Genomic DNA, 26,533 nt, shown 5'->3' on the forward strand with positions numbered 1-26,533 from the left:
CGGGGCTGATGGCGCAAGGGTGCTTTGCTGCGCCGAGGTTCTCAAGGACGGCCTGGCCGGAACCGTGCACGGGGTCGTGGGCAAGCATTGGGCGTGGACGCCCGCAAACGATCAGTGAGAGCCGTAGACAGCCGGACATGCAAAGGGAGCCTCTGACCCGCATTAACGCAGGTCAGAGGCCCTTTTGTGCTGATCCGATGAAGCGCGCCCTGCAGGATTCGAACCTGCGACCGTCGGATTAGAAGTCCGGTGCTCTATCCAGCTGAGCTAAGGGCGCTCGAATTCGGCCTCTGACCAGCATGTCAGCCGACCAGGAGAGACGGTAGCATAATCATACGCCGATCGAACAGTATCGGATTTGGAGGGGCCATGGCGCGATCCCGAAGACAGATGCCCCCTTCGCCTCCCCTGCTCGACATGGTGCCCTCCTGGGAATTGTCCCTTCAGGCGGCTGACAAGTCACCCGGAACGATCCGGAGCTACCTCGACAGCGTACGCGTCCTGGCCCGGTTTCTCTCCGAGCGCGGGATGCCCGTGGAGGTGGAGGCGGTCGACGCCGCGAACGTACGCGCGTTTCTCGATGCCAGTACGGCCGCGACCAGTTCCGGGAACGCGCGCAAGCATTTTCGCAACCTGCGGGTGTTCTTCAACTGGCTGATCGCGGAAGAGGAGCGGATCTCGGGGACGCCCATGGACGGGATCGACCCGCCGAAGGGGGCCGGTCGGACGGTCGAGATGCTGGCTGATCGGGAGCTTGAGGCGTTGCTGGAGGTGTGTTCCGGGGGGTCTTGGGTGGATCGTCGGGATACCGCGATCGTGCGAGTGCTCATGGACAACGGGATGCGGCTGTCCTGGCTGGCCGGGCTCCGGCACGGTCCCACCGATGAGCAGCGGGACAATACTCAAGCCGGGCGGGTCGGGGATGTGTGGTTGGATCGGCGGTCGCTGCGGATCGTCCGTAAAGGTGAGGACGCGCTTCTGGTGCCGATCGGGCCGAAGACCGCCGCGGCGATCGATCGGTATCTGCGGGCCCGTACGCGACATCCGCACGCGGCCTCGCCCTGGCTCTGGCTTCCGGTACGCGGTATCACGGCCGAAGGTGGGCAGCGGCGGCTGACCGCGACCGGCATACAGCAGATGCTGGAACGGCGAGGTCGGCAGGCGGGGATCCCGGGGCGGCTGCATCCGCACCGGTTCCGGCAGACGATGGCCGACGACTATCTGGAGAAGGGCGGCGATCCGCTCGATCTGATGCGGATCACCGGGTGGAAGAGCGTGGAGATGGTACGCCGATACCTCAGCGCCGCCGCCGAACGTCACTAAACCTCAGCGCCGCCAACGCCGGCTGCCCGTAACGGACCACGAACAGCAGCGCGTCAGTCCGTCAGGGCGATCACCAGCCACATGAACGCCGCCCCCGCCACCGTGGCCAGCAGCGTCGGACCCGCCGCGCGGCTCGTGGTGTGGGCCTCCGGCAGGATGTCCGACGTCGCCAAGTACAGCAGAAACCCGGCGAACATCCCCAGATACGCCCCCAGCACCCCCGCCGGAATCGCGATCAGCGACGTCAACGTAGCCCCCGTCACCGGCGCCAGAGCGTCCAGACCCAGCAGAATCAGCGCCCGGCGGCGCGCGTTCCCGTACAGGGAAGTGATCGTGTACGTGTTGAAGCCGTCCGTGAAGTCGTGCGCGATGACGCCGATCGCGACCGCGACCGCGAGCGTGGTGTCGGTCTGGAAGGCGGCGCCGATCGCGGCGCCGTCGAGGAAGCTGTGGACGACGAGCGCGGCGCCGGCGACGAGGCCGACGCCCGCGTGGGAGTGGCGGTGTGAGGCGTAGTCGCCTTCGTGGGCGTCGTGCATGCCCATCGAACGTTCGACGCTGTGGATGCCCAGGAACGCCAGCGCGAACATGAGCATCGGCACCGGCACCCCGCCGAGCTGAGCCGGGTCGCGGGAGAGCGCCTCCGGCAGCAGGTCGAACGCCACCACGCCGAGCATGACGCCGGCGGCGGCGCCGAGGACGAGGTGACGGCGTTCCTTGACGCGATGCGCGACCAGCCCGCCGAGCAGCGTCATCAGGAATGCCGCGAACGACAGCATGATCGGCATGAGGCTCCAGGCTAGGGGGCGCGTACGTGTCACAGAGTCGCGACACGCTAAAACGCCAGGCGGGAGGGGTGCAAAAGGGTCTAAGCTTTCTGGGCATGGTCGCGACGCTCCTGCACGAGATCCCCTTGCAGGGCGGGGACGTGACAGACGGGGTGGTCCGGGTCGGTGACACCGTCCGCAGACCGGCGAGCCCGTCGACGCCCGCCGTGCACGCTCTGCTCCGCCACCTGGAAGCCGCCGGGTTCGAGGGCGCGCCGCGCGTCGTGGGCATGGACGGGCTCGGGCGCGAGATCCTCACCTATGTTCCCGGTACGGTCGGGCTCGGCCTGGTGACTGTCACCGACGAGGCTCTGGTACGGCTGGCCGAGCTGCTGCGCGACTTCCACGACGCGACGGAGGGCTTCCCGCTGACGCGCGGCGGATGGGAGGGCGGTTCGAACGACGACGCCGCCCCGGAGGTCATCGGGCACTGCGATTTAACCGTTCAAAACGTGATATTTCGCGATGGAAGGCCTCGGGCGCTGATCGACTTCGATCTGGCCCGGCCGACGACCCGGCTGTTCGACGTCGTCACGACGCTCAGGCACTGGGCGCCCATCGGCGACCCGGTCGACCTGGCACCGCTCCAGCGCGGGCTGGACGTGGGGGCGCGGCTGCGCCTGTTCTGCGACGCGTACGGGGTGCCGCCGCGTGATCGCCGACGGCTGCTGGAGCTGGCCAGGCTCCGGTTCCAGCGCTCCTACACGGTCATGCGCGACCGGGCGGCGACAGGCGGGAGCTGGGCCAGGATGTGGGCGGGCGGCGCGGGCGAGCGCATCCGCCGGGCCGCCGTCTGGCTGGACAAGCACGAAGATAAGCTCCATGCGCATTTGGTCAGTTAAGTCCCACCCACCTAAAGACACCGCCAGGCCGGTGGGCATCGCGTTGGGAGTGGCGCTCGACGCCGTCATCGGCGACCCGCGCGCGGCCCACCCGGTCGCGCTGTTCGGCCGCGCCGCCACCAGGCTGGAGCGGGCCCTCTACGGCGACGCCAGGCCGAACGGCGTCGTCCACGTCGCCCTCTGCGCGGGCGCGGCCACGGGCCTGGGCGTACTCGCCGAACGCGTCGCGAACCCCGTCGCCCGTACGGCGTTGACGGCCGTCGCCACCTGGGCGGTGCTCGGCGGCACCACGCTGGCCCGCGAGGGCGCCTACCTGGCCGCGGCGCTGGAGGACGACGACCTGACCAGGGCCCGCGCCCGCCTCCCCCACCTGTGCGGCCGCGACCCCGCCGCGCTGGAGGCGCCCGAGATCGCCAGGGCCACCGTCGAGTCGCTGGCCGAGAACGCCTCCGACGCCGTCGTGGCCCCGCTCTTCTGGGGCGCCGTGGCGGGTGTGCCGGGGCTGCTGGCCTACCGGGCGATCAACACGCTGGACGCGATGATCGGCCACCACTCCCCCCGCTACGAACGTTTCGGGTGGGCGGCGGCCAGGCTCGACGACGTGGCCAACTACCTGCCGGCCCGGCTCACGGGGCTGATCACCGTACTCGTCGCCCCGAACCGGGCGCAGGCGCTGGCCGTACTGCGAAGAGATGGGCACCGCCATCCCAGCCCCAACGCGGGCAGGTGCGAGGCCGCGTTCGCCGGAGCGCTCGACCTCACGCTGGGCGGCACGAACGTCTACGGCGGCAGAACCGAGCACCGGCCGACCATGGGCGACGGCCCCAAGCCCGAGCCCGCGGACGTCCGGCGCGCGGTGCGCCTCACCCGCGCGGTGAGCCTGACCGCCGCCGGAATCGCGGTGCTGGCCGCCTGGGGCCTGCGCCGCCGCCGCTAGGAGGGCCTACGTCAGGCTCTGCAGGTTCGTGACGAACCAGAACGCGATCACCACGACCACGCCGACCCCGAACATCACCCTGACCGCGCTTCCTGTGGACTGCCGTCTGATCGGCACGGCCCGCATGGAGTGCCGCCAGGCCTGCCGGGCCGAGACCATGGACTGGAAGCGACGTCCCGCGACGAACAGGGCGAGCGCGACGATGATGAATAAGACGACAACGCGGCTATCGGACGCGTCCATAGAGACGCTCCTTCGAGAGTCAAGGAGTGTGCCCCCGCACAAGCTGAAGGCACCAGAGTACTCAGATAAGCCGCTTTGTGCAGTAGTGAATTACGCGCCCCATTACAGGTCATCAATGTGGAGAAAGGCGAGGTCACACCGCACCGGTCCCCGAGCGCGGCAGGAGCAGGAGAAGGGCGGGCAACCCGGCCAGAGCGGCCATGAGGACGGCGGTCAGCGTGAGGTCGCCACCGGCCAGGAGAGGGGCGACGACGGCGGCGCCGACCGGCGGTGTGGCCTGCATGAGTGTACGGAGCACGCTGAACGCGCGGCCGCGCAGAGCGGGCGGGATCAGCTCCATGCGCAGCGACTGGGCCCAGATGGTCATCACCACGCCCGCCGCCCCGATCAGCAGGAACCCGGCCGTGAGCACCCACCGGTCGGGTACGGCCAGCAGCGCCAGGAATCCGGCCGCCGCCAGGAGCTGTGCCAGCCCGATCGCCCGCATCCGGCTGACGTTCGGCTTCCACGACCCGGCCAGGAACCCGCCCGCCAGCTCGCCCACCGACAGGGCGCTGAGCAGCAGCGCCAGCGTGGCCGGGCCGCCAGGCAACCGATCCTTGGCCAGCCACGGCCCGGCGACCAGCACCAGGGCGCCCTCGGCGATGTTGAACGCCATGAACGCCAGTGTCGTGCGCACCAGCGCCCGATCGCGCAGCAGGTGGCCAAGGCGCGGCCGGCCCGTCTCCGGCGTCACGTGCGGCCGCAGTGGCGTGCGGACCAGCAGCGCGGCCACGGCGAAGCACAGATAGCTCACCGCGTCGAGGGCGAGGACGTTCACCGCGCCGATGGCGTCGATCAACGTCCCGGCCAGGGCGTAGCCCACGATTCCGGGCACGGCGTACGCCAGGGACTCCAGCGCGTTGGCCTTGTCGAGCGCGTCCGGCTCGACGAGATCCGGAATGGCGGCGGGCACACCGGCCATGGGCACCATCTTGAGCAGGCCGTGCAGGGCCGCCACGACGAACGGCAGCCACCCCGGCACGCCGCCCAGCACGGCCGTCAGCGGCACGGTGGCCACCGCGAAACCCCTGATCAGGCTGTCGGCGGCCAGCACGTGCCGCTTGTCGAAGCGGTCGAGCAGCGGGCCCACCGCCAGCCCGCCGGCCAGCACCGGAGCGGTGTAGCAAGCGGCCAGCAGGCTGAGCGCGCCGACGCCACCCGGCCCGTTGAGCACCAGCCAGGACAGCGCCACGAGCGTCATGCCGTCGCCGACCAGCGAGATGGACGAGCCGATCCACAGCCTGCGGAAGTCCCGCGCGGCCAGAACGGTGAGCGTCATGCCGCGGCCCACAGGTGGTGCAGGGCGTAGGAGCGCCATGGGCGCCAGCTCGCGGGCGCCTGCCGTACCTGCTGGGTGGGCAGGAAGACGTCGGGGTCGGCGAGCGCCCGCATGCGGATGTAGGCGGCGGTCCGCTCGTCCACGCCGGGTACGGCGCGCAGCTGCCGCTCGGCCTCGTCCCGATCGGCGCCCGGATCGAGCGTGAGCCGCCCGGTGACCAGCGCCTCGGCGATCGGGACGACCTCGGCCAGCGCCGCCATCGGCGGGAACAGGTGGGTCACCGCTCCGGCCGGACTGCCGAGCGGCTCGCCGAAGCGCTCGACCAGTTCCGCCAGCTCCTCCCCCTGCCCGCACGCCGCGCGCACGGCCAGCTCGGCCGGGTCCACGTGGCCCGGCGAGCGCAGCCCCGGACGGGCCGTGACCAGCGGGGCGAGCACCGGATCCGCTCCGAGCACCTCCTCGATCTCGCGCGGGTCGGCGTCGAGGTCGAGCAGCACCCGGCACCGCCGCACGGCGACGGCGAGGTCCCTGACGTCCGCCAGCAGCAGCTCGCACCGCATGTGATCGCCGCCGTCCGTCACGCCCACCACGGCTGTCCCGTACGGCAGGCGCAGCGACCTTCGGTAGAACCCGGCCCCGCCCTCCTCGACGCCGGGCACGACCCGCGCGGCCAGGTAGGTGAACAGCGCCTCCGCGTCCAACGGCGGCCGGTAGGCCAGCCGCACCTCGACGCGGACAGCCCGCGAGCCTGAGCCGACCACCGATCCGGCCGCGGTCACCGCGCCGTGCACTGCCGCGGAGCCCCGCTCGGTCGCGGGGTCCGGCCGGTTTCCGTGGTTCCCGGCGGTGCGGGACCGCAGCTCGGTCGGCGTCAGCCCGTACAGCTGCCTGATCGTCTGGTTGAACTGCCTGATGCTCGCGAACCCCGCCGCGAACGCCACCTCCCCCGCCCCCAACCCCGTCGACTCCAGCAGAATCCGCGCGGTCTGCGCCCGCTGCGCCCTGGCCAGCGCCTGCGGCCCGGCGCCCAGCTCGGCCAGCAGGAGCCGGTGCAACTGCCGCTCGCTGTAGCCGAGCCGGGCGGCCAGCCCCGAGACGCCCTCCCGGTCCACCAGCCCGTCGGCGATCAGCCGCATCGCCCGGCCGGCCACGTCGGCCCGCAGGTTCCAGTCGGGTGAGCCGGGCGCCGCATCGGGGCGACAGCGCTTGCAGGCCCGGTGGCCCGCCTGCTGGGCGGCCGCGGCCGTGGGGTAGAGCCGCAGGTTCTCCGGCTTGGGCATGGCCGCCGGGCAGCTCGGCCGGCAGTAGACGCCCGTGGTGACGACCCCGACGAAGAACCGCCCGTCGAAGCGCCGGTCGCGGCTCCTGAGCACCGCGTACAGATTGTCAGCATCCATCACCCGACCCACTGTGACGTGGCCCGGAGCGCGGCGGCTAGCCACGATCGGACGCCGACGACAGCGTTACAGGAGCCCGGTACGGCGGGCCAGTGCCGCCGCCTCGACCCGGGAGGCCACGCCGAGCTTGGCCATGATGTTGGACACATGGACGCCCGAGGTCCTGGCCGAGATGAACAGCCGCTCGGCGATCTGCCTGTTGCTCAACCCCTCGGCCACCAGCTCCAGCACCTCCAGCTCCCGCGCCGACAACCCCGGTTCGGCCGTCAGGCGCACCTTTCCGCTGGCCGCCGCCCCCTCGACCTCCTGCCGCAACGGCGCCGAGCCCAGCCGCTCGGCGATGGCGGCGGCCTCACGCAGCAGCTCGCGTGCCGCCCCTGGATCCTGCTCGGCCGCTCTGACCAGGGCCTGTCCCAGCGCGTACGGCTGGCCGACCGTCCGCCAGGCGGCCACGGCGGCCGCCCACGAGCCCCCGCACTCGGCCTCGAACGTCGCCCGGTACGCCTCCTGGACCCGCCCCGTCGTCTCCATGCCCGCGGGCGCCTGGCGCACCCGGCCCGTACGCGCGGCGATCACCAGCAGCGGCCAGGCGTAGCGGCGGCTGAGCGTCAGGTCGTGCGCGGACAGCACGTGGTCGGCCAGCCGCCCGGCCCGCTCCACGTCACCGGCGGCGACCGCGAGCCTGCCTTCGAGCAGGTCGGGCTCCAGGCACGAGTCGTAGCCGCGCGAGCGCCCGCGCATCAGCGGCCTGGCCCGCTCCAGAACGTCGGCCGCCTCCGCCAGCGAGCCCTCCCACACCGCGACCGTGCCGAGCACCATCAGCAGCCAGGCCCGGTGGATCGGCGGCGGGTCGAGCGCCAGGGCGGCGTCGATGACCTCGCGCGCCTCCTTCCAGCGGCCGAGGGAAGCCAGGGGTTCGGCCAGGTTCGCGGCGATGTGGGCGCCGCGCGAGCGGGCCATGCCCAGGCGCTTGGCCTGCGCCATGCCCCGGCGCGCGACCGCCTCCGCCCTGGCGTGCTCGCCCGCCGCCTCCAGCACGTCGGCCTCGCCAGCGTACGCGGCCAGCACCGTGTCGTCGTCAGGCGCGGCGGCCCGCGCCTCGGCGTGCAGTCGCGACGCGGTCACCAGGTCGCCTTCGAGCGCGGTGAGCGCGGCCAGCGTCACCAGGGACCTGGCGTCGCCGAGCGCCAGCGCGTCCTCGGCATGGGTACGGGCCTCGGCGTCCTGGCCGTTCCAGGCCAGCGTGTTGGCCAGGGCGCCGATCAGCCGGGCCTCGCGCGGCGCCAGCCGGATCGCCTCCCGCAGGTCCGCCAGCCCCTCCTCGCCGAGCAGGTCGCGGATCGCCACCCGCAGCTCCAGCAGATGGGCGGCCCGCAGCGGGTCACGCACCTCGTCCAGCGCCCGGCTCGCGAGCTCCTCGGCCCGCTCGGCGTCACCGGCGTGCAGCGCGTCCTTGGCGGCCAGCTCCAGCACGGCCGCATGATCCATACCGCCATCGGCCGGATCGAACCGACCCCGCAGTCCCCTGCCGCCCTCGGGCAGGTCGGACCGATCCCGCAGGTCCGTACCGCCCTCGGACGAGTCGGACCGTCCCCACAGCTCCGTATCACCCTCGGGCAGGTCGGACCGATCCCACAGTTCCAGTACGCGCTCCCATCGGCCCGCCCGCCAGGCCGCCTCGAAGGCGCGACGCCGGTCGCCCGCCGCGTACCAGTGGTCGGCGGCCAGCTCGGGCCGTGCCTCGGCGCAGCGGGTGTGCAGCCGGATGCGCTCCCCCGGCAGCAGGTCGTCGTAGACGGCGTCCCGGATCAACGTGTGCCTGAACACGTAGCCGTCCCCATCCACCAGCAGCAGCCGAGCCCGCACGACCGGCCGCAGCGCCTCGTCGAGCGCCAGGTCGTCCAGCCCCGCCACGGCCCGCAGCACCTCGTGCGGCGTCCTGCTCCCCCCGTACGAGGGCGAGACCGACGACGACACGGCGGCGATCCGCAGCACGTCCAGACTGGCCCGGCCGAGCCGCTCGGCTCCGGCGAGCAGCAGCTCGCGCAGTGACGCGGGCGTGGCGGCGGTGCCCGCGTCGGCCAGCGCCTCCACGAACAGCGGGTTGCCCTCACTACGCGCCACGATCCGGTCGATATCGGCACGTCCGAGTGGCACTACCTGCTCGCCGTCGCTGCCGCCGAGCATGCGCGCCACCTCGTCGCGGCCCAATGGCGGGACCTTGAGGGTTTCGGCCATGGGCAGGCGCAGCGGCTCGCGCGAGGTCGCGATCACCAGCACGCCGGGCCGCGTCAGGTTGCGCAGCAGGAACACCAGCAGGTCGCGACTGGCCTGGTCGGCCCAGTGCAGATCTTCCAGCACGAGGACCACGGGCCGCCGCTCGGCCGCCCGCTCGACCAGCAACAGCACCTCCTCGAACAGCCGTGCCCGCCCCAGCTCCGGGTGTTCCTCCAGCTCGCCGAGCTCGGGCAGCAGCCGAGCCAGCCCCTTCCGGCCACCGCCGGGAACAAGCCCGGCCCCGTACTCCCGAACCAGACGGCGCAGCACCGGCACGAACACCGCATACGGCACACCGCCCTGAACGCCATGCACGCCAGCCTGGACACCGTGCACGCCCGCCTGAACGCCGTGCGCAGCCGCCTGACCACCATGGACAGCCGCCTGGACACCGTGTGCGGCCGCCGTCTGAAGGGCCGTCCCCGGGTCGGCGCCACCCTCGGCGACCAGCGCGCCGACGCCGCGCGTGAACTCGCGTACCAGGGCCGATTTGCCGATGCCCGCCTCTCCGACGACGAGCACCGCGCCCGGTGTGCGCTCCAGGGCGGCCGCCAGCGCGGCGAGCTGCTTCTGACGTCCGACGAACACATCCCCATTATGAAGAGGCGGCTACGCATCATGCCGGATGTGCCTAGGACGCGCCTCCGGCACCGTTTGAGTTATGTTGACCCACCCCGCCCCTTCTGGCTCGCTGCTCACCCGCCCGTTTGTCATGACCATGGCCGCCGCGGCCGGTGGGCTGCTCGGGTTCTACCTGCTGTTCGCGACCATGCCGCTCTACGCCGCGTCAGGCGGCGCGGGCGAGACCGGCGTGGGGCTGACGACCGGCGTCATGATGCTGTCCACGGTCCTGCTGGAGCTGGCCGTCCCGTGGCTGCTGGCGAGGTACGGCTACCGCGCCGTGCTGGCGCTCGGTCTGGTGCTGCTCGGCCTGCCCTCCTTGCTGCTCCCCCTCTCGGCGGGGTTGCCGTTGATCCTCGCGGTGGCCCTGCTGCGCGGCGGTGGGCTCGGCATCCTGGTCGTCGCGGGCACCGCGCTGGCCGCCGAGCTGGTGCCCACTGAACGGCGTGGCGAGGGACTCGGCCTGTACGGCGTGGCGGTGGGTGTCCCGTCGGTCATCGGGCTGCCGCTGGGCCTGTGGGCGGCCGGAGTGCTCGGCTTCACCCCGGTACTCGTCGTGGGCGGCCTGATCCCACTGGCCGGACTGGTCGCGGTACTCGGACTACCCGCCCTCGGGCCCGCCGCAGAGCCCACCACCGCGCCCACTGGCGGGCCGGGCACAGAGCCCACCACCGGGCCCGACGCAGCGCCCACCAGCGGGCCTGGCGCCAAGCCCGCCGGGACGTTCGATCTGCGGAGCCAGATGCGGCCCACGCTGATCTTCGCCGCCGTCACGCTTGCCGTCGGCGTGCTGGTGACGTTCCTGCCGCTGGCCGGGTCGCCGGAGCTGGCCTCGGGCGCGCTGCTCGCCCAGTCGATCGGCACGCCGCTGGCCCGCTGGTGGGCGGGCAAGGTCGGGGACGGGCACGGCTCGGAGCGGCTGCTGGTGCCCGGCGTCCTCGTCACCGCCGTCGGCGTCGCCCTCCAGGTCTGGTCCGCCGAGCCGGTCGCGGTGGTGGCCGGGATGGCGCTGTTCGGCATCGGGTTCGGGGTGCTGCAGAACGCCACGCTGGCGCTGATGCTCGAACGCGGCCCCGCCGGCCCGGTCAGCGCCCTGTGGAACCTCGCCTACGACGCGGGGATGGGTGTCGGCGCGATGGGGTTCGGCCTGTTCATCGGTCACACGGGCTACCCCGTGGGCTTCGCCGTGACCGCGGCGCTGGTCGCCGCCACCCTGCCGCTGGCGCTGCGGCGCACCCGCTGAAAAACGCGGGTCAGCCGGTCCGCTCGACGCCCACCGTGATCTCGTTGCCCAGCTTGTGCTCGCCCACGAGGTCAAGAGAGTCGCCGCTCCAGAACCGGCCGGGGTCGTACCAGTTGGGCCGGCGCCCACCGGGCAGCAACCCCATCTCCTCGTACGTCACCGCGACGATCTCGGCGCAATAGGCGCTCTCCAGCGTGCTCTCCCCCAGCCGGCGCCGCAGCTGCGGGACCCGCCCCCTGGCCCAGCGGGCCGCCAACCTCGCGGTGGAGGGGAACGGCGTGCCGTCGAGCCGGGCAACCGCGCGCAGGGCCGCGTCCTCCATCTCGGGGGTCGCCTCGGGTTCGAGCTGGCGGAGCCAGGCACGCTGGCCGTACCTGTTGGCCCAGACGGTGACCGCGTCGCGCAGGTCGTGCAGCTGCACCCCACGCTGGTGGGTGCCCGACCAGAGGTCGGGCAGTGACCTGCCGAGCTCGGCGTGCCACATCATGGGTGGCAGGTCCTCGACGACGATCGCCATGCCGACGTGGTTGATCGGGCTGTTGGTCATCGTCTGGATGGCGCGGTCCGGCACCGAGCGCCCGCGGAAGACCCACAGATCGCCGGTCCTGGTCAGTCTCACGGCCTCGTCGAGAGTCAGCACACAGCTAGCCTAGGCACATGCGTTGGTGGAAGGTACTCGGATTGGCCGGGGTCGCGGGAGTCGCGGCCACCGGGGTGGCGATCGCGCGGGCCGAACGACGCCGCCGCGCCTACACCCCCGAAGAGATCAAACAACGACTGCGCGACCGCGTCCAAGCAGCACCACCGCCTCACGAAGTGAGGCCATGAACAGAGCTCAGCCGGCCGGGCGCAGGTCGTAGACGAACACCACGTCCGGGTAGGCCGGGTTGTCGTCATAGTTCTGGATGCCGCCCAGATAGGCCCGCTGGTAGTTGACCACCCACGGCAGCGCCCCGGCGACCCGCTGGTCCAGCACGCGGCTGGTGGCCTGCTCGAAGCCTCGCTGGGCGGCGGCCTTGTCCGTCACCGTGAGCTCGGGCAGCGTGTCGAGCAGCGCGTCCGTCCGCTTGTCCTTCAGATAGGTCAGGTTGAACAGGGGCGGGTCGGCGCTGTGGAAGACGTTGCCGAACCACGAGTAGCCATCGGCGTAGTCGGGCCACCAGTACATGACGAAGATGTCCTGGCCGCGCTTCTTGCCCTGCTCCCATTGGGCATTCCATGGCATCGCCCGCGCGTCCAGCGTGACGTTGAGCGTCTTGAGCGTGGCCTGCAGCCGGGTGACCAGCAGTCGCTCGTCGTTGTCGCCCTCGGCGTAGGTGAGCCGCAGCCGCAGGGGCCGGCCGGTGGGGCCGTAGCCCGCCAGCTGGAGCTGGCGCGCGGCCTCCACCAGGTCCTGTTTCGGCACCCGTCCCGGGGTGTGGCCGGGCAGCCCCTCCGGCACGATGCCGCTGGTCGGTGAGGCGGCGCCCTTGAGCGCCCGGATGATGCCCTGGTAGTCGACGGCCTTCTGCACCGCGCGCCGTACCCGTACGTCGGCCATGGGGCCCGCGGCCGTGTTGAACAGCAGCATCGCCGTCTGGAACGACGCCCGCTCGGACGTGCGCAGGCCCGGCGTGACCGACGCTCTGGCGAACAGGCGCGGGCTGAGCCGGTCCACGAAGCTCACGTCGCCGCGGACCAGCATCTTCCAGGCCCGCTCGGGATCGGGTATGACGCGGAACTCGACCGTGCGGTAGTGGGGCTGGCTCCAGCCGCCCCAGTAGCCGTCGTACGACTTGAGCGTGAGCTCCTTCTCCTTGCCCTTACGCCAGCTCGCTACCGTGTACGGCCCCGAGCCCGCGTCCCGGCCCTCCTGGAACCACTTGCCGAGATCGGGCGCGGCCTGGGTGTCGTAGATGTAGGCCGCGTAGCCGGAGGAGGCGACCAGGTCCAGCGGGACCGGGTACTTGAGGGTGAAGGTCACGGTCTCCGCGTCGTCGGCCCGGATGCCGGACACCGCGTCCCAGATGTAGGACGCCCCGGTCGCGCCCTTGATGGTCCGCTCGATCGACGCCTTCACCGCCGCGGCGTCCAGGGGCCGGCCGGTGTGGAAGGTGACTCCCGAGCGCAGCGTGAACGTCCACGTCTTGCCGTCCGCCGACGAGCGCCACGCGGTGGCCAGCCGGGGGCTGGACTTCTTGGTCACCGGGTTCCAGACGGTCAGCGTCTCGTAGATGTTCTGCAGGGCGATGATCTCGTTGGAGTACGAGCGGCTGGGGTCCCAGTCGGTGATCACGTCCAGATTCTGGACGTAGACGAACGGCGACTCTCCGGCCGGTGCCTGCCGTACCTCTGTAGGGGTCGAACACGCGGCGATGGAGAGCACCAGCGCGGCGACCGCTGCGAGTCGACGGCGCAACGCATCTCCCTCTGTGACGGATGTACGCCGAAACTTACTGCACGATGCCCGCCAAAAGTCCAAAAGTCCCGAAAAATTAGCCAATCCAGAGATCGAATTGCTATTCTCTGGGCTTGTCCCGTCCGGGGTTGCCAGCAGGGGACCGACCGGAATGAGGTGCCATGGGTCGTAGCCGAACGATCCGCATGAAGATCATCGGCCTACTGCTGGTTCCGCTTGCCTCGATGGTGGTGCTGTGGGGAGTCATCACCGCCGTCAGCGCGAGCCAGAGCTTGGAACTGCGCCAGTACAAGACGCTCTGGACCAACCTGCGGCTGCCCGCGTACAAGCTCATCAACGAGATCCAGCGCGAGCGCCTGGCCTCGGTGAAGCTGCTGCGTACGGGGAGTCCGGCCGACCGGTCGGCCACCGCGGCGCAGCGCACCAAGACCGACGTCGCCGACGCGGACTTCAAGAAGCTCTCCAGCCTGTCCATGAACTCCTCGGAGACGATCCGGACCCAGGTCGACTCGGTGCTCACGCAGATGGACCGGCTGGACGCCATCAGGGCCGAGATCGACGCGGGCCTGTCCGACCGCCTGCGCGCGGTCGAGTCCTACAACGCGATGACCGACTCGCTCTTCGGGCTGCACCGGCGGGTGGCGTTCATCGACGACATCCCCATCTACGAGCAGTCGCGCATCGTCATCGACATGGGGTACGCCAAGGAGCTGCTCACCAGGGAGCAGGCCATCGCGGTCGGGCCGACCTCGATCGCCGAGCGCAGGCTGTTCACCCAGTGGGTCGGCAACCGGCGCTTCCTCATCGACCAGGCGCTCGGCGAGCTCGACCCGCGCCTGCGCGACACCCAGGTGTCGCTGATCACCTCGGCCGCCTACCAGCGGATGCGGCTCATGGAGGACCAGATCATCGCGGGCGGCGCCCCGAAGTCCTGGTTGACCACGGCCGACACGCTGGCCAAGTCGTTCCAGGAAGCCCAGATGCAGGCGAGCACGATGCTCTCCGCGCGGGCGGAGCCGGTGGCGGACTCGGTGCTCTACCAGTCGTTCGTGCTGGCGGGGACGTGTTTCGTCCTGGTGATCGTGTCGATCGCCTTCTCGCTGAAGATGGGCACGCGGCTGTCCAAGGAACTGCTCGCGCTCCGGCAGGCCGCGCTCGAAGTGGCCCAGGAACGGCTGCCGCAGGTGGTGGCCAAGCTGCGCAAGGGTGAGACGGTCGAGGTGCCCGAGCTGTCGGTGGCGAGCACGACCGTCGAGATCGCCGACGTCGGCCAGGCGTTCTCCACCGTCCAGCAGACGGCCGTGGAGGCCGCGGTCGGGCAGTCGCAGCTGCGCGACGGTGTCGGCCACGTCTTCCGCAACCTGGCCAGGCGCAGCCAGACGCTGCTGCACCGCCAGCGGATCCAGCTCGAGGGCATGCAGCACCGTACGACCGACCCGCACGCCCTCGACGACCTGTTCCGCCTCGACCACCTGACCACCCGCATGCGCCGGCACGCCGAGGGCCTGATCATCCTGTCGGGCGCCACCCCCGGCCGCGGCTGGAGCAAGCCCGTGCCGCTGCTCGACGTGGCGCGCGGCGCGGCGGCCGAGGTCGAGGACTACCAGCGCGTCACCGTCGAGCCGATGCCCGGGCAGCGCTTGGCCGGTCCGGTCGTCGGGGATGTGATTCACTTGATCGCCGAGCTCATCGAGAACGCCACCGTCAGCTCCCCGCCGCACACCACGGTCGTCGTGCGCGGCGAGGCGGCGGCCCGCGGCTTCGTCTTCGAGGTGGAGGACCGCGGTCTCGGGATGAGCGAAGAGAAGCTGGCCGAGTGCAACGAGCGCCTGGCCAGCCCACCGGAGTTCGACCTGGCCGACAGTGACGAGCTCGGCCTTTTCGTCGTCTCCCGCCTGGCCGCCAGGCATGACATCCGCGTCACGTTACGCGGTTCACCATATGGAGGGACCACCGCGATCGTGTTGATCCCGGCAGAACACGTGAGCGACCCGCCGGCCGAGCCGGAGAGCCGCGCCAAGGAGCCCGCCGCCCGGCCCATGCGGGTGGTGCCCAGTGAATGACGAGCGGTGGCTGGACGAGGACGCTGGTCCTATCGTCCCCGCCTACTTACTGACCAGGGGCCGGACCATCCCCGCGAGCAAGGCCATCGACCTCATCGCGGTGATCATCACGGCCGGCGGCCTGACGCCGCCTGCCGGTCTCGGCCCCGAGCATCTGATCATCATGCAGAAGTGCACCAAACCGACCCGGCTCGTGGACGTGGCCGCCGAGCTGAACCTGCCCATCGGTGTGGTCAGGGTGCTCGTCGGCGACCTGCACGCGCAGCAGCTCGTTCAGGTCGAGCCGCCGCGCCCCGCGCCCGACGCCACGGTGCTGCTGGAGGTGATCAGCGGCCTGAAGGCGCTCTGAGCACCTCCAGGCCGCGTCACCCCACGGCGCCGCACTTACAAGCGCCGCGCTCAGGCCGCCGCGACCGCCACGCGGCGGTTGAGCAGGCCGAACACGGCGGCGAAGACCGCCGCCACCCCGCCCGCGACGGCGGCGACCCCGAAGACCCACTGATATCCGAGTACGCCCGGCTGGGCGGCCAGGACGGCGGCGATGACCGCGCCCGCGGTGCTGCCGCCCACGATGCGTACCAGCGCGTTGACCCCGGCGGCCAGCGCCGTCTTGTCCGGGGCGACGTGCTCGACCGCCATGGTGCCGAGAGCCGCGTAGCCCACCCCGAGGCCGATGCCCAGCAGGGACGTCGCCACGTAGATGTCGCCCCCGGTCCGGTGCGCGAAGACCAGCCAGACCGCCGCGAGCGCGACGACCCCGGCACCGGCCGCCACCATCGACGAGGCCGAGAACCTGCGCATGAACCGCCCGGCGAACAGCGAGATCACCAGCATGAACAGCGTGCTGGGCAGCAGGTAGAACCCCACCTCCAAGGTGGAGGCCCCCAGCCCCGAGGCCGGCGCCTGGGTGAACCCCGAGATGCCCGTCATGACGGTGAAGAAGGCGAACCCGAGCAGCATCGAGGCCACCGTCGCGCCGACCGTGCCGCGCTGCACCAGCATCGACATCTGCACCAGCGGCTCGGCCACCCGCCGCTCGACCGCCACCCAGACCACCGCGACCACCACCGCGGCCGCGAACAGCCCGATCACTCCCGGCGAACCCCAGCCCCACGATCCGCCCTCGCTGATGGCCAGCAGCAGCGCAACGAGCCACACGGTCAGCAGGAACGCCCCGGCCAGGTCCGGCCGCCCGCCGCGCCCCGGAGCCTGGTCGCGCACCAGGAAGGCGACGATCACCGCGGCGACCACCGTGATCGCGGCGGTGATCCAGAACACGGCGTGGTAGTCACCCGAGGCGAGCCCCGCGAGGATCATCCCGCCCCCGCTGCCGAACCCCATCGTGGCGCTGAGCACCCCGATGCCGGTGGCCAGCTGCTGCCTGGGCAGCATGTCACGGACCACCCCGATCGCCAGTGGCACCAGCGCCGCCACGAATCCCTGCAAAACCCGGCCCACGAGCAACCACGGCAACGAGGTGGCCAGTCCCCCGATGACAGAGCCGATCACCAGGAGGGCCAGCGCGCCGAGGATCATCGGCCGCCTGCCGTACATGTCGCCGAACCTGGACAGCAGCGGCGTCGACACCGCGCCGACCAGCAGGCTCAGCGTGAGCGTCCAGCTGACGGCGGACAGCGAGGTGTGCAGCTCGCGCTGGAGCACGGGAAGCAAGGGGACCACGGCCGTGTTCTGCAGGGCGGCGATGGAGGCCGCGAACGCGAGCGCGACCACCCCGGGCCACGGGCTCCGCTTCGACGTCTCAGGCGGCGCGGAAGCGACGATTGTCGCCATGACGGCTCCTTAGATAACTTGGGTAAGTAATCGAGAGACGATGATACATACGTAAGTTAGGTAATCAAAGCGATGGGTGAAGATCTCAGCAAGACCGTGTCGGCCTTCAGGCGATTGGTGACCACCCTCAACCGCGCCAAGACGCATGACCAGCTGACCCAGGCGGCCGGCGTCCGGCTCGACCGTCCCGACGTGCAGATCCTCGTCTATCTCCTCGACGCCGGTGAGCCGCGCAGGGTGGGCGCGATCGCCGAGGGCTTGCAGGTGGAGAGCCCGCACGTGACCCGGCACGTCTCGTCGCTGGAGCAGCGCGGGTTGCTGTCCCGGGTCAAGGACCCCGACGACGGCCGGGCCTGGCGGATCGCGCTCACCGATGAGGGTGCCGAGGCGGCCATCCGATGCCGCCGCATCACCCTCGAATGGTTCGACGCCGCGATCGCCGACTGGCCCACGGACGAGCGGGCGGAGCTGGAGCGGCTGCTGTCCAAACTCTCCGACGACCTGTGCACCCACCTCCAGGACCGCTTCGCGGACAGCCCGGCCAAGTGAACGCCCTCAGCCCAACTCGGCCGGAGTGAGCGCCCTCAGCCCAACTCGGCCGGAGTGAGCGCCCTCAGCCCAGCACGTCTTCGGCGCGGTGACAGGCCACCTGGCGGCCCTCGACCTCCCTGAGCGCGGGCGCCGTTTCACACCCCTTCACGGCCAGCGGGCAGCGCAGCCGGAAAGCGCAGCCCGTCTCCGCGGGCCGCGCCTCCGTCCTGCCCCTGGCCACGGGCGGCTCTCCACCGAGCTTCGGCACGGCGTCACGCAGCGCCAGCGTGTACGGGTGCGCGGGCCTGGCCAGAATCTCGGCCGTCGGCCCCGACTCCACGACCCGGCCCGCGAACAGCACGTGCGAGGTACGGCAGAGCCGGCCGACCACGGCCAGGTTGTGCGTGATGAGCAGGTGTTCCGTGTCGAGGCCGGCCAGCAGGTCGAGGATCCTGGCCTGGACGGTCACGTCGAGCGCGCTGGTGGGCTCGTCGAGGATGAGCAGCCGTGGGCCCACCGCGAGCGCCCTGGCGATGACCACGCGCTGCCGCTGACCGCCGGAGAGCTGGTGCGGGCGCCTGGTGGCCAGATCCGGGGAGAGGCCGACCTGGTCCAGGAGTTCGGGGACGCGGTGCCGGGCGTTCCTGGGCAGGGCTTCGGCTATGGAGGCGCCGACGCGCATCCTGGGGTCGAGGGCTTCGGCTTGGAAGACCGGTTGGACGTCCCTGCGAAACGCCCTCATGTCCGCTTTTTTCAGGGTTTTCTGGCCGTACCAGATATTTCCTGACATGGGGGCTAGCAGGCCCAGGAAGGCCCGCGCCAGCGTGGTCTTGCCCGAGCCGCTCTCCCCGATCAGGCCGACGCCCCCGTCAGTGAGGTCGAGCGTGACGTCGTGCACGACAGGCGTCCGGCCGTACCCGAGCGTCACGCCCTCCGCCCTGAGCATCGTCACGGCAGCGCCTCCAGCAGCTCACGGGTGTACGGATGGGACGGCTCGGCGAGCACCTCGGCGGCCGGGCCGCCCTCCACGACCGCGCCGTCCTTCATGACCAGCACCCGGTCGGCGATCGTGGAGACCAGGGCCAGGTCGTGGGAGACGAGCAGCAGGGCCAGGCCGCGCTCCGCGCGCAGCCGCCGCAGCACGCCGACGACCTCGGCCTGCACGGTGACGTCGAGCGCGCTGGTGGGCTCGTCGGCCAGGATCACCTCGGCGCCGAGCGCGATGGCCAGCGCGATCGCGAACCGCTGCGCCTGACCGCCGGAGATCTCGTGCGGATAGCGGCGCAGGATGCCCGGATCGAGCATGACCGCCTCGACGGCGTCCACCATGATCCGCCGCACCTTCCCCTGCCTGGCCTTCCGCCCCGTCCCCCGCTCGGGCTCCGGCCCGGCCCCCTGCTCCCCGCCGCGGCCATGCAGCTTCAGCGCGCGGCGCATCAGGGTGCCCAGGCGGGTCGTGGGGCTGAGCGCGGCCTGGGGTGACTGCATCACGAGCGCCACCCTGGCGCCCCTGATCTCGCGGAGCCGCCGTTCCGGCGCCTGGAGCACCTCGACCCCACAGACCCGAATACTTCCGGACACGTGGGCGCCCTCGGTGAGGCCCAGGAGCGAGAGCAGCGTGGTCGACTTGCCCGAGCCGCTCTCCCCCACGATCGCCACGCACTCCCCCGCGCGCACGTCCAGCTCGGGCACGCTCGCGACCACCCGCTCGCCGTACCGCACCTGAAGATCCCTGACCTCGATCACTTGACGACCCTTCGCGGATCCAGGGCGTTGCGCAGCCCTTCCCCGAGCACGTTGAAGGCGAACGCCGTCATTAGAATCGCCAGCCCCGGGAAGGTCACGACCCACCAGTTCGTGGTGAACAGCGTCTGGCCCTGCTCCACCATCAGCCCCCACTCCGCCGTCGGCTCCTGCGCGCCGAGCCCCAGGTACGACAGCGCGGCGGCGGTGAGGATCACCCCGCCCGCGTCGAGGGAGATCTGGACCAGGACGGGGGTGAGCGAGTTCGGCAGGACGTGTCTCAGGACGATCATGGGCGCGGGCACGCCCAGGCAGCGGGCCGCGTCCACGTAGGCACGGGTCGAGATGGAGGCCGCCACGGAGGCGGACAGCCGGGCGTACCAGGGCCACCAGGTCGCCGCGATGGCCACGATCGCGGTCGTCACGCTGGGCTGCAGCACCACGGCCAGCGCCAGCGACAGCAGCAGCGCGGGGAAGGCCAGGAAGACGTCGGTGACGCGCATGATCACGTCCCGCACCCAGCCGCCGGCGTAGCCGGCCACCACGCCCAGCGTGACGCCGACGACCGCCGACACCGCCAGCACGGCCACGGCGATGGTCAGGGAGGTCTGTCCCCCGTACAGGACCCGCGTGAGCACGTCCCGCCCGACCTTGTCGGTCCCGAACCAGTGCGCGCCGCTCGGCGGGAGCAGCGCGTCGACGGGAGCGAGCCGGTCCACGGGGTACGGCGCGAGCCACGGCGCCAGGATCGTGGCCAGCAGGACGAGCGCGATGAGCACCGCCCCGGCGGCGGCGAACCGGTCGGTGATCTTCGGCAGCGTACGACGCAACCGCACCGGCTCAGGAGCGCCCTCGGGACGCGGCTCCAAGCGGCCCTCCTGGCTCGTCAGGCCCTCGCTCATCGGGCCCTCGCTCTCGGGTCCACCACGCCTTGGAGGACGTCCACGACCAGGTTGGCCAGCACATAGACCATCGCGACCAGCAGCGTGACGCCCGCGATGGCCGGGGTGTCGAGGCTGTGGATCGACTCGACGGCGTACCGGCCCAGGCCCGGCCAGTTGAACACCGCCTCGACCAGGAACCCGTTCACGATCGCGTACGCGAAGACCAGGGCGATCAGGGACAGCACCGGGTTCAGCGCGGGCCGCAGGGCGAACCTGGTCAGGATCGACGTCTCCCCGAAGCCGAGCGCCCGCTCCAGCCGGGCGTGCTCCTGCCCGGACTCCTCGATGAGCGCCGCCCTGGTCATCTGCGCGATCACACCCGCCGGGTAGGCCGCCACGACCAGCGCGGGGAGCACCAGGTGTTCGAGCGTGCTGGTGAAGATCGGCCAGTTGCCGGTGATGAGCGCGTCGACGATGGTGATGTTGGTCCAGAGCGTCAGCGGGCTCGTGGTGTCGAGCACTGAGTCGTACTCTCCGGCGACCGGGAACCAGCCGAGGTTGCTGGCGAACACCGTCTGCAGGGTCAGGGCCAGCCAGAACACCGGGACCGAGACGGCCAGCATGCTCACGACCCGCACCCCAAAGTCCGGAAATTTCGTCTTATAGCGGGCTGCGAGCACGCCGACCGGAATGCCCACCGCGATCGCGATGAGCAACGCCGTACCGACCAGCTCCAGAGAGGCGGGGAACGCGAGCAGCAGGTCGTCGCGGACCGGCTGCCGGGTCCGCAGGCTGGTGCCCCAGTCGCCGGTGACCAGGTCCCTGACGTAGTTCCAGAGCTGCACCGGGATCGCGTCGTCCAGCCCGAACCGCAGCCGGGCCGCGGCGAGCTCCTCGGGCGTCGCCTTCGGCCCGGCGAACGCGACCGCCGGATCGCCGGGCACCAGCCGCATGATGGCGAACGTCAGCACGACCACCCCGGCCACGACCAGGACGGCCTGGCCGAGGCGGCGGGCCAGATAGCGGGGCACGGGTCAGCTTGCGGGCTTGAGATCGTAGAAGAAGACCACGTTGGGATAGGCCGGGTTGTCGACGTACCCCTGCACGTCCGCCGTCAGCGCGCGCTGGTAGGTCTGCACGTACGGCACCGCCACCGCGGCCTGGTCCTGGATGATCTGCTTCTGGATGGTCGCGTACGACTGCTCGGCGGCCAGCTTGTCAGTGGCCGTGAGCTGCGGCAGCGCGTCGATCTCCTTGTCGATCTCGGCGTTCTTCAGGTAGGAGAGGTTGAACTGCGGCTTGTCCGCGCTCCTGAACACGTTGAAGAACCACGAGTAGGCGTCGGCGTAGTCGGGATACCAGTACATGACGAAGATGTCCTGACCCTGCTTCTTGCCCTGGTCCCACTGCGCGTTCCAGGCCATCGGCTTGGCCTCCAGGCTCACGTTGAGCTGCTTCAGCGCCGAGCTGAGCAGTGTCACCAGCAGCTTCTGGTCCTCGTCGCCCTGGGCGTAGGTCATCTTCAGCTTCAGCTCGGGGAGGTCGGGGCCGTAGCCCGCCTCGGCCAGCAGCGCCTGCGCCTTGGGCAGGTCCTGCTTGGGCTCCAGGTTGGCGGTATAGCCGATGAGGCCCTGCGGCACCAGGCCGGTGCTCTTCTTGCCCGCGCCCTTCAGCGCCGCCACGAGGCCGTCGTAGTCGAGCGCGAGCTGGAGCGCCTGCCGGATCTTGACGTCCTTCATCGGGCCGGTGGCGGTGTTGAACAGCAGCAGGAGGTTCTGGAAGGACGGCGTCTGCGAGGTCTGCACGCCCTGGGTCATGGCCGCCTGCTCGAAGAGCTGCGGGTTGAGGCGCTCGACGAAGTTCACCTCGCCCTTCTGCACCAGCTGCCAGGCGGTGGTGATCTCGGGGGTGACCCGGAAGGCGATCTTCTTGTACTGCTCGGGCTTCCAGCCGCCCCAGTAGTCCTCGTACGCCTTCAGCGTGAGCTCGGTCTCCTTGCCCTTCTGCCAGGTGTCGATGGTGTACGGACCGGTGCCGGCGTCGGTCTTGCCGTCCTTGAGCTTGTCGGCGGCGGCCGTGTCATAGATGTAGGCGGCGTACCCGGAGGAGGCGATCAGGTCGAGCGGAGCCGCGTACTTGAGCGTGAACGTCAGCGTCGCCGGGTCGGGCGTCTCGATCGTCTTGACCGAGCCCCAGATGTAGGCGGCGCCCGCGTTCATCTTGATCGTGCGCTCGATGGCCTTCTTGGCCGCGCCGGCGTCCATGGGGGCGCCGGTGTGGAACTTCACGCCCTGGCGCAGCTTGAACGTCCACTGCTTGCCGCCGTCGGCCGAGGTCCACTCGGTGGCCAGGCGCGGCTCGGGCTTCTGCGACTGGGTGTTGTACCTGGTCAGGCCCTCATAGATGTTGGACATGGCGATGATCTCGTTGGAGTACGAGGTCGCCGGGTCCCAGTCCGTGACCACGTCGAGGTTGGGCGCGTAGACGAAGGTGGCGTCGTTGGCCTTGGTGGCCGCGACGGCGGACTCGCTCGTCGTGGCGCTCGGTTTCGGGGTCCGATCAGCACCGCGCACCTGGCCGCCCGCGCACGCGGTTGCGGTCATGGCCACGGCCCCGGTGACCCCGGCGACGAGCAAACGCTTGTGCCAGCGCATGGGTGGGGAGTCCTTTCGATCTGTCACCGGGACAGAGGTCCGGCGGCTTTGACGTGTACCCGCACCGCGGGTTCTGAGAGGTAGCTCAGCGGCACCTCGAGCAGGTCGACGATCTCCACCCTGGCCGGGTCCGCACCCGCCGCCACGGCACGAGCTGCCGCCTCCTCTTTGACTCTTTCGATCGCATTTGCCCGGCTTTCGCCCGCAGGCAAGATCGTATCGACTCTGCCACTCGCGAGGGCGATGGCCGCACCGACGGCGTTGGCCACATCGGCGTGCTCGGGACGGATGACACCGCTCACGCCGGGGATCTCGGCGGGCAGCAGGAACGCGCCGCCACCCACCGCCACCAGCGGACGGTCGGCCCGGCCGAGCGCCATCCGGTCCACGGCGTCGATCACCATGGCGTCGGCGACGGCCAGCGCGCTTTGCAGAGTGTCGCGGAATGTTTCCGACATGTCGCCCGCGCCGTACGCCGCCGTTCCCGTGGGCTTCGCGGCTGTGGTCGCGTGGGCGGCGGCTTCCAGCCGGTCGCGCCAGTCGGCCGCGTTCGCCGGGACGCGGCCGCCCGCCACGGCGGCGTCGGTGAGCGTCGTCGTGGCGCCGCCGAAGACCAGCGCCTCCTCCGCGATCCGGTACCCCACCGAGTCCGGCCCCACCCGCACACCGGCCCCGCCGGGGCGGACCACAGTGCCGCCGCCCAGGGCGATGGCCAGGATGTCCGGCATCCGGAAGTTCGTCAGCACCCCGCCGATCTCCACCGCCGCCGCCGACTCCCTCGGGAAGCCGCCGACGAGCACGCCCAGGTCCGTGGAGGTGCCGCCCACATCAGCCACGATCGCGTCGCGTACCCCCGACAGGAACGCCGCCCCGCGCAGCGAGTTCGCCGGTCCGGAGCCGATCGTGGACACCGGCAGCCGGGCGGCGTGCGCCACCGTCATGAGCGTGCCGTCGTTCTGGGCGAGGTACGGCCGCGCCGCCAGCCCCCGTTCGGCCAGCGCCGTCACCAGGGCCTCGGTCACGTGCGCCGCCACGCCGTACAGGGCGGCGTTGAGCACGGTCGCGTTCTCCCGCTCCAGCAGCCCGAGGGAGCCGATCTCGTGGCTCATCGACACGGGCAGCTCGTACTCGTCCCGTACCAGTTCCTCGACCACCCGCTCGTGGTCGGCGCTGGCCGGGCTGAACACCCCGGTCACCGCCACGGCGTCGGCCCGTACGCCGTCCAGGAACCGGCGGATCGCGCCGAGGTCGAGCGAGCCGATCTCGCGGCCGTCGACGTAGTGACCGCCCGGCACGATGACCTCACCGGCGGACACGGCCTCGCGCAGGTCGTCCGGCCAGTCGGAGAGCGGCGGCACGGCGGTGGTCGCGGGCGCGCCGAGCCGGAGCACGGCCACCCGGCCGAGGTTCCTGCGCTCAAGGATCGCGTTGGTCGCGTGGGTGGTGCCCAGCATGACCCGGGTGATCCGCTCCCACGACGCCACGTCGGCCAGCACCGCGTCCAGAGCCGCCCTTAACCCCTCGGTCACGTCCGGCGTCGTCGGCCGCTTGGCCTTCGCCACCACCCGGTCGGACGCGTCCAGCACCACGGCGTCCGTGTTCGTACCGCCGACGTCGATCCCGATCCGCAACGCGCCCTCAGCCACGCGGCTCCCCCTTCGCCAGCTCCTCGATCGGCACGTACTCCAGGTCGTAGCCGAACGCGCGCGGCCCCGCCGTCTCCAGCCCCTTGGGCGTGCGCCAGAGCGGGTCGCACGGCCAGGCGAGCACCGTGACGCGCTGGCCGTAGCGCAGGCCCTCGGTCTGTACGGCGGCGGCCGTCTCGGTGTCGACCACAGTGATCAGGTCGGGCACCATGGCCCTGGGGCGGCCGTTCTCGAGGGCGACGAGATTCTCGTTCTGGAGCTCCAGCATGAGCGTGCGGCCCCGGTCGTCGCCGGTGCCCTCGATCGTGGCCGTGCCCCTGACGAAGCCGCCGGTGGTACGCCGTTCGACGTCCGTCAGCTTGCCGGTGATCAGCCGGGCCGCGCCGAGCCGTTCCGCCAGGGCGCGCAGCGGCTCCGCCGCGCCCTCGGTGGCCCGGCCGACGGCCAGCGCGCGGGTGACCGTACCCTCGATGATCGCGCCGCGCGCCTGTGCGGCGGTGAGCACGTAGTCGGCCATCAGCGCGTGCGAGCCCGCCGCCACGCAGACGGCGCGCGCCAGACGCTCGGACCAGAGGCCGTCGATGGGGCGGATCGTCACGATGTTCCCCACGACGTCGGACATGATGACGAGGTCGGCAGGCAGCCCCGCCACATACATCGACACCATCTGCACTTCGGGAAACGCCCGCCCCATGCCGTCGGCGTCGAGCAGCGGCAGGCCGAGCTGGGCGGCCCAGGCGACGGGCGCGACGCCGTTCGCCCCGCCGATCTCCGACGACATGACCGCGGCGGGCGGGCGGCCGAAGATCCGCTCGATCTCCTCCGCGATCCGCTTGGGCTCGTCCTCGCCGTGGATCATCTCGTGGCTGACGGTCGGCGCGCCGATGCCGGACAGCGGCACGACCAGCGCGTCACTGGGCAGGTCCGCCAGCTCGATGAGCGGCACCGGCCCGTACGTCTGGATCGCCCGGATCGCCGCCAACGACCCGGTACGCACGTCCCCGCCGCCTCCGGTGCCCAGGACGGCACATCCCCGGGCGAGGGCGGGAATGTCACTGATGTCGATGGTCATATGGCGACACAACCAAGCACATAGCCACTCATTGCGCCAGTCAGGTCGGCGTTACGTGGACCAACTCAGGTCTGTGAACCGGCAAACCGATTGCGCGATCCGGCTCCGCGCGGCGAAGCTCGTGGCGGGCATACCCGCGGTGGCGGCGACGGCATAAGTGCTGTGGTCGCGACGACATAGGGGCCGTGATGGCGGCGGCCTTGGAGCCGTCACGACATTTCCGGAAAGGCAAGCGATCATGCGAATTTCGGTGGCGACCGACAGCCTGGACGGCGTGGCCGAGCGCGTCGTGAAGCTGCTGCGTACGCGCGGGCACGAGGTGGTCACGCACGGCGCGCTCAACCCGGAGGAACGCGACGACTGGGCGTGGGCGTCCGAACTCGCCGCCCGCGACGTGAGCGAGGGACGCGCCGACCAGGCCGTCGTGTGCTGCTGGACCGGCACGGGCGCCTCGATCGCGGCGAACAAGGTGCCGGGCGTACGGGCGGCGCTCTGCGTCGACGCCTACACGGCCGACGGGGCCCGCAAGTGGAACGACGCCAACGTGCTGGCGCTGAGCCTGCGACTGACGTCCGAAGTGGTGCTCGACGAGATCCTCGACGCCTGGCTGGCCGGCGCGCCGAGCACGGACGCCACGGACCAGGCGAACGTCTCCCACCTCGACACCATCTGACGGGCGACCCGCCAAGAGACCGTCGTACAGGAGACGACCTCGGGTCC

Annotated in this window: 24 protein-coding genes and 1 tRNA gene; 9 read left to right on the forward strand and 16 right to left on the reverse strand. The window is 71.2% G+C overall.

All coding sequences use genetic code 11. From position 1 onward, the window contains the following. Positions 1-203: 203 nt before the first annotated feature. A tRNA-Arg gene (locus AB0B61_RS04795) sits at positions 204-277 on the reverse strand. 92 nt (positions 278-369) lie between these two features. On the opposite strand from AB0B61_RS04795, the gene AB0B61_RS04800 reads away from it, so the two are divergent. Next, positions 370-1,323 carry a tyrosine-type recombinase/integrase gene (locus AB0B61_RS04800; protein ID WP_358428028.1) on the forward strand — a complete coding sequence of 318 codons (954 nt, stop codon included), beginning with the start codon at positions 370-372 and terminating at the stop codon, positions 1,321-1,323. 53 nt (positions 1,324-1,376) lie between these two features. Here the strand turns inward: AB0B61_RS04800 and AB0B61_RS04805 are convergent, their stop codons facing one another. Next, positions 1,377-2,111, reverse strand: coding sequence for a ZIP family metal transporter (locus AB0B61_RS04805; RefSeq protein WP_358428031.1), 735 nt, complete (start codon positions 2,109-2,111; stop codon positions 1,377-1,379). A 95-nt stretch (positions 2,112-2,206) separates the two neighbouring features. Here AB0B61_RS04805 and AB0B61_RS04810 point away from each other — a divergent pair, with 95 nt between their 5' ends. Together AB0B61_RS04810 and AB0B61_RS04815 are read left to right on the forward strand one after the other, a co-directional pair. Then, positions 2,207-2,992, forward strand: coding sequence for an aminoglycoside phosphotransferase family protein (locus AB0B61_RS04810; RefSeq protein ID WP_358428034.1), 786 nt, complete (start codon positions 2,207-2,209; stop codon positions 2,990-2,992). Next, positions 2,973-3,929 carry a cobalamin biosynthesis protein gene (locus AB0B61_RS04815; protein WP_358428037.1) on the forward strand — a complete coding sequence of 319 codons (957 nt, stop codon included), beginning with the start codon at positions 2,973-2,975 and terminating at the stop codon, positions 3,927-3,929. Before AB0B61_RS04810 ends, AB0B61_RS04815 begins: the two co-directional genes overlap by 20 nt. A gap of 6 nt (positions 3,930-3,935) precedes the next feature. On the opposite strand, the gene AB0B61_RS04820 is transcribed toward AB0B61_RS04815, so the two are convergent. The 4 genes from AB0B61_RS04820 to AB0B61_RS04835 all read right to left on the reverse strand — a co-directional run bounded on the left by AB0B61_RS04820 (position 3,936) and on the right by AB0B61_RS04835 (position 9,755). Beyond that, entirely contained in the window at positions 3,936-4,172 is a 237-nt protein-coding gene (locus AB0B61_RS04820) for a hypothetical protein (protein ID WP_358428040.1), read from the reverse strand. 133 nt (positions 4,173-4,305) lie between these two features. Then, complete coding sequence (locus AB0B61_RS04825) at positions 4,306-5,493, reverse strand: MFS transporter (protein WP_358428043.1); 1,188 nt, start codon at positions 5,491-5,493, stop codon at positions 4,306-4,308. Then, positions 5,490-6,890 (reverse strand): AlkA N-terminal domain-containing protein, encoded by a 1,401-nt coding sequence (locus AB0B61_RS04830; RefSeq protein ID WP_358428046.1) that lies wholly within the window; start codon positions 6,888-6,890, stop codon positions 5,490-5,492. The genes AB0B61_RS04825 and AB0B61_RS04830 overlap by 4 nt, the downstream gene beginning before the upstream one ends. A 66-nt stretch (positions 6,891-6,956) precedes the next feature. Then, a complete protein-coding gene (locus tag AB0B61_RS04835) occupies positions 6,957-9,755 on the reverse strand; it encodes an AAA family ATPase (RefSeq protein ID WP_358428049.1) in 2,799 nt (932 codons plus the stop codon). 73 nt (positions 9,756-9,828) lie between these two features. On the opposite strand from AB0B61_RS04835, the gene AB0B61_RS04840 reads away from it, so the two are divergent. Beyond that, a complete protein-coding gene (locus AB0B61_RS04840) occupies positions 9,829-11,031 on the forward strand; it encodes an MFS transporter (RefSeq protein WP_358428052.1) in 1,203 nt (400 codons plus the stop codon). 10 nt (positions 11,032-11,041) lie between these two features. On the opposite strand, the gene AB0B61_RS04845 is transcribed toward AB0B61_RS04840, so the two are convergent. Then, entirely contained in the window at positions 11,042-11,668 is a 627-nt protein-coding gene (locus AB0B61_RS04845) for a hypothetical protein (RefSeq protein WP_358429317.1), read from the reverse strand. Between the two features lie 20 nt (positions 11,669-11,688). Here AB0B61_RS04845 and AB0B61_RS04850 point away from each other — a divergent pair, with 20 nt between their 5' ends. Continuing rightward, on the forward strand, positions 11,689-11,859 hold the full coding sequence (locus AB0B61_RS04850) for a hypothetical protein (RefSeq protein ID WP_358429359.1): 171 nt from the start codon (positions 11,689-11,691) through the stop codon (positions 11,857-11,859). 7 nt (positions 11,860-11,866) lie between these two features. Here AB0B61_RS04850 and AB0B61_RS04855 read toward each other — a convergent pair whose 3' ends face one another. Continuing rightward, complete coding sequence (locus tag AB0B61_RS04855; RefSeq protein ID WP_358428055.1) at positions 11,867-13,429, reverse strand: ABC transporter substrate-binding protein; 1,563 nt, start codon at positions 13,427-13,429, stop codon at positions 11,867-11,869. Between the two features lie 161 nt (positions 13,430-13,590). Between AB0B61_RS04855 and AB0B61_RS04860 the strand changes: the two genes are divergently transcribed. Further along, complete coding sequence (locus AB0B61_RS04860) at positions 13,591-15,492, forward strand: nitrate- and nitrite sensing domain-containing protein (RefSeq protein WP_358428058.1); 1,902 nt, start codon at positions 13,591-13,593, stop codon at positions 15,490-15,492. Next, a complete protein-coding gene (locus AB0B61_RS04865; protein WP_358428061.1) occupies positions 15,485-15,841 on the forward strand; it encodes a DUF742 domain-containing protein in 357 nt (118 codons plus the stop codon). The genes AB0B61_RS04860 and AB0B61_RS04865 overlap by 8 nt, the downstream gene beginning before the upstream one ends. A gap of 50 nt (positions 15,842-15,891) precedes the next feature. Here the strand turns inward: AB0B61_RS04865 and AB0B61_RS04870 are convergent, their stop codons facing one another. Then, positions 15,892-17,283, reverse strand: a complete 1,392-nt coding sequence (locus AB0B61_RS04870) for an MFS transporter (RefSeq protein ID WP_358428064.1) — start codon at positions 17,281-17,283, stop codon at positions 15,892-15,894. Positions 17,284-17,355: 72 nt separating this feature from the next. Here AB0B61_RS04870 and AB0B61_RS04875 point away from each other — a divergent pair, with 72 nt between their 5' ends. Further along, complete coding sequence (locus tag AB0B61_RS04875; RefSeq protein WP_358428067.1) at positions 17,356-17,832, forward strand: MarR family transcriptional regulator; 477 nt, start codon at positions 17,356-17,358, stop codon at positions 17,830-17,832. Positions 17,833-17,896: 64 nt separating this feature from the next. Here the strand turns inward: AB0B61_RS04875 and AB0B61_RS04880 are convergent, their stop codons facing one another. From AB0B61_RS04880 to AB0B61_RS04910, 7 genes are read right to left on the reverse strand one after another with little or no spacing between them, the layout of a single operon-like run. Beyond that, on the reverse strand, positions 17,897-18,760 hold the full coding sequence (locus AB0B61_RS04880; protein WP_358429319.1) for an ABC transporter ATP-binding protein: 864 nt from the start codon (positions 18,758-18,760) through the stop codon (positions 17,897-17,899). Positions 18,761-18,762: 2 nt separating this feature from the next. Beyond that, positions 18,763-19,560, reverse strand: coding sequence for an ABC transporter ATP-binding protein (locus AB0B61_RS04885; protein ID WP_358428070.1), 798 nt, complete (start codon positions 19,558-19,560; stop codon positions 18,763-18,765). Beyond that, the gene (locus tag AB0B61_RS04890) at positions 19,557-20,459 is read right to left on the reverse strand and encodes an ABC transporter permease (RefSeq protein ID WP_358428073.1); all 903 of its coding nucleotides are present in this window, start codon (positions 20,457-20,459) and stop codon (positions 19,557-19,559) included. Before AB0B61_RS04890 ends, AB0B61_RS04885 begins: the two co-directional genes overlap by 4 nt. Then, positions 20,456-21,472 carry an ABC transporter permease gene (locus AB0B61_RS04895; RefSeq protein WP_358428076.1) on the reverse strand — a complete coding sequence of 339 codons (1,017 nt, stop codon included), beginning with the start codon at positions 21,470-21,472 and terminating at the stop codon, positions 20,456-20,458. The genes AB0B61_RS04890 and AB0B61_RS04895 overlap by 4 nt, the downstream gene beginning before the upstream one ends. A 3-nt stretch (positions 21,473-21,475) precedes the next feature. Continuing rightward, positions 21,476-23,095: an ABC transporter substrate-binding protein gene (locus AB0B61_RS04900; RefSeq protein WP_358428079.1), complete on the reverse strand. Its 1,620-nt coding sequence runs from the start codon at positions 23,093-23,095 to the stop codon at positions 21,476-21,478. A 23-nt stretch (positions 23,096-23,118) separates the two neighbouring features. After that, the gene (locus AB0B61_RS04905; protein WP_358428082.1) at positions 23,119-24,741 is read right to left on the reverse strand and encodes a hydantoinase/oxoprolinase family protein; all 1,623 of its coding nucleotides are present in this window, start codon (positions 24,739-24,741) and stop codon (positions 23,119-23,121) included. Then, positions 24,734-25,813 (reverse strand): DUF917 domain-containing protein, encoded by a 1,080-nt coding sequence (locus AB0B61_RS04910; protein WP_358428085.1) that lies wholly within the window; start codon positions 25,811-25,813, stop codon positions 24,734-24,736. Before AB0B61_RS04910 ends, AB0B61_RS04905 begins: the two co-directional genes overlap by 8 nt. Positions 25,814-26,051: 238 nt before the next feature. On the opposite strand from AB0B61_RS04910, the gene AB0B61_RS04915 reads away from it, so the two are divergent. Further along, the gene (locus AB0B61_RS04915) at positions 26,052-26,486 is read left to right on the forward strand and encodes an RpiB/LacA/LacB family sugar-phosphate isomerase (RefSeq protein ID WP_358428088.1); all 435 of its coding nucleotides are present in this window, start codon (positions 26,052-26,054) and stop codon (positions 26,484-26,486) included. The last annotated feature ends 47 nt before the right edge of the window (positions 26,487-26,533 follow it).

Source organism: Nonomuraea sp. NPDC049158, from assembly GCF_040648335.1.
Lineage (GTDB): Bacteria > Actinomycetota > Actinomycetes > Streptosporangiales > Streptosporangiaceae > Nonomuraea.

What these genes read in the sequence shown, in the direction of transcription:
- AB0B61_RS04820 (WP_358428040.1), bottom strand. Translation starts at nt 4,172, where the DNA reads ATGGACGCGTCCGATAGCCGCGTTGTCGTCTTATTCATCATCGTCGCG.
- AB0B61_RS04810 (WP_358428034.1), top strand. Translation starts at nt 2,207, where the DNA reads ATGGTCGCGACGCTCCTGCACGAGATCCCCTTGCAGGGCGGGGACGTG.
- AB0B61_RS04890 (WP_358428073.1), bottom strand. Translation starts at nt 20,459, where the DNA reads ATGAGCGAGGGCCTGACGAGCCAGGAGGGCCGCTTGGAGCCGCGTCCC.
- AB0B61_RS04860 (WP_358428058.1), top strand. Translation starts at nt 13,591, where the DNA reads ATGGGTCGTAGCCGAACGATCCGCATGAAGATCATCGGCCTACTGCTG.
- AB0B61_RS04870 (WP_358428064.1), bottom strand. Translation starts at nt 17,283, where the DNA reads ATGGCGACAATCGTCGCTTCCGCGCCGCCTGAGACGTCGAAGCGGAGC.
- AB0B61_RS04915 (WP_358428088.1), top strand. Translation starts at nt 26,052, where the DNA reads ATGCGAATTTCGGTGGCGACCGACAGCCTGGACGGCGTGGCCGAGCGC.
- AB0B61_RS04910 (WP_358428085.1), bottom strand. Translation starts at nt 25,813, where the DNA reads ATGACCATCGACATCAGTGACATTCCCGCCCTCGCCCGGGGATGTGCC.
- AB0B61_RS04840 (WP_358428052.1), top strand. Translation starts at nt 9,829, where the DNA reads ATGTTGACCCACCCCGCCCCTTCTGGCTCGCTGCTCACCCGCCCGTTT.
- AB0B61_RS04880 (WP_358429319.1), bottom strand. Translation starts at nt 18,760, where the DNA reads ATGCTCAGGGCGGAGGGCGTGACGCTCGGGTACGGCCGGACGCCTGTC.
- AB0B61_RS04830 (WP_358428046.1), bottom strand. Translation starts at nt 6,890, where the DNA reads ATGGATGCTGACAATCTGTACGCGGTGCTCAGGAGCCGCGACCGGCGC.
- AB0B61_RS04850 (WP_358429359.1), top strand. Translation starts at nt 11,689, where the DNA reads ATGCGTTGGTGGAAGGTACTCGGATTGGCCGGGGTCGCGGGAGTCGCG.
- AB0B61_RS04875 (WP_358428067.1), top strand. Translation starts at nt 17,356, where the DNA reads ATGGGTGAAGATCTCAGCAAGACCGTGTCGGCCTTCAGGCGATTGGTG.
- AB0B61_RS04805 (WP_358428031.1), bottom strand. Translation starts at nt 2,111, where the DNA reads ATGCCGATCATGCTGTCGTTCGCGGCATTCCTGATGACGCTGCTCGGC.
- AB0B61_RS04825 (WP_358428043.1), bottom strand. Translation starts at nt 5,493, where the DNA reads ATGACGCTCACCGTTCTGGCCGCGCGGGACTTCCGCAGGCTGTGGATC.
- AB0B61_RS04815 (WP_358428037.1), top strand. Translation starts at nt 2,973, where the DNA reads ATGCGCATTTGGTCAGTTAAGTCCCACCCACCTAAAGACACCGCCAGG.
- AB0B61_RS04900 (WP_358428079.1), bottom strand. Translation starts at nt 23,095, where the DNA reads ATGCGCTGGCACAAGCGTTTGCTCGTCGCCGGGGTCACCGGGGCCGTG.
- AB0B61_RS04800 (WP_358428028.1), top strand. Translation starts at nt 370, where the DNA reads ATGGCGCGATCCCGAAGACAGATGCCCCCTTCGCCTCCCCTGCTCGAC.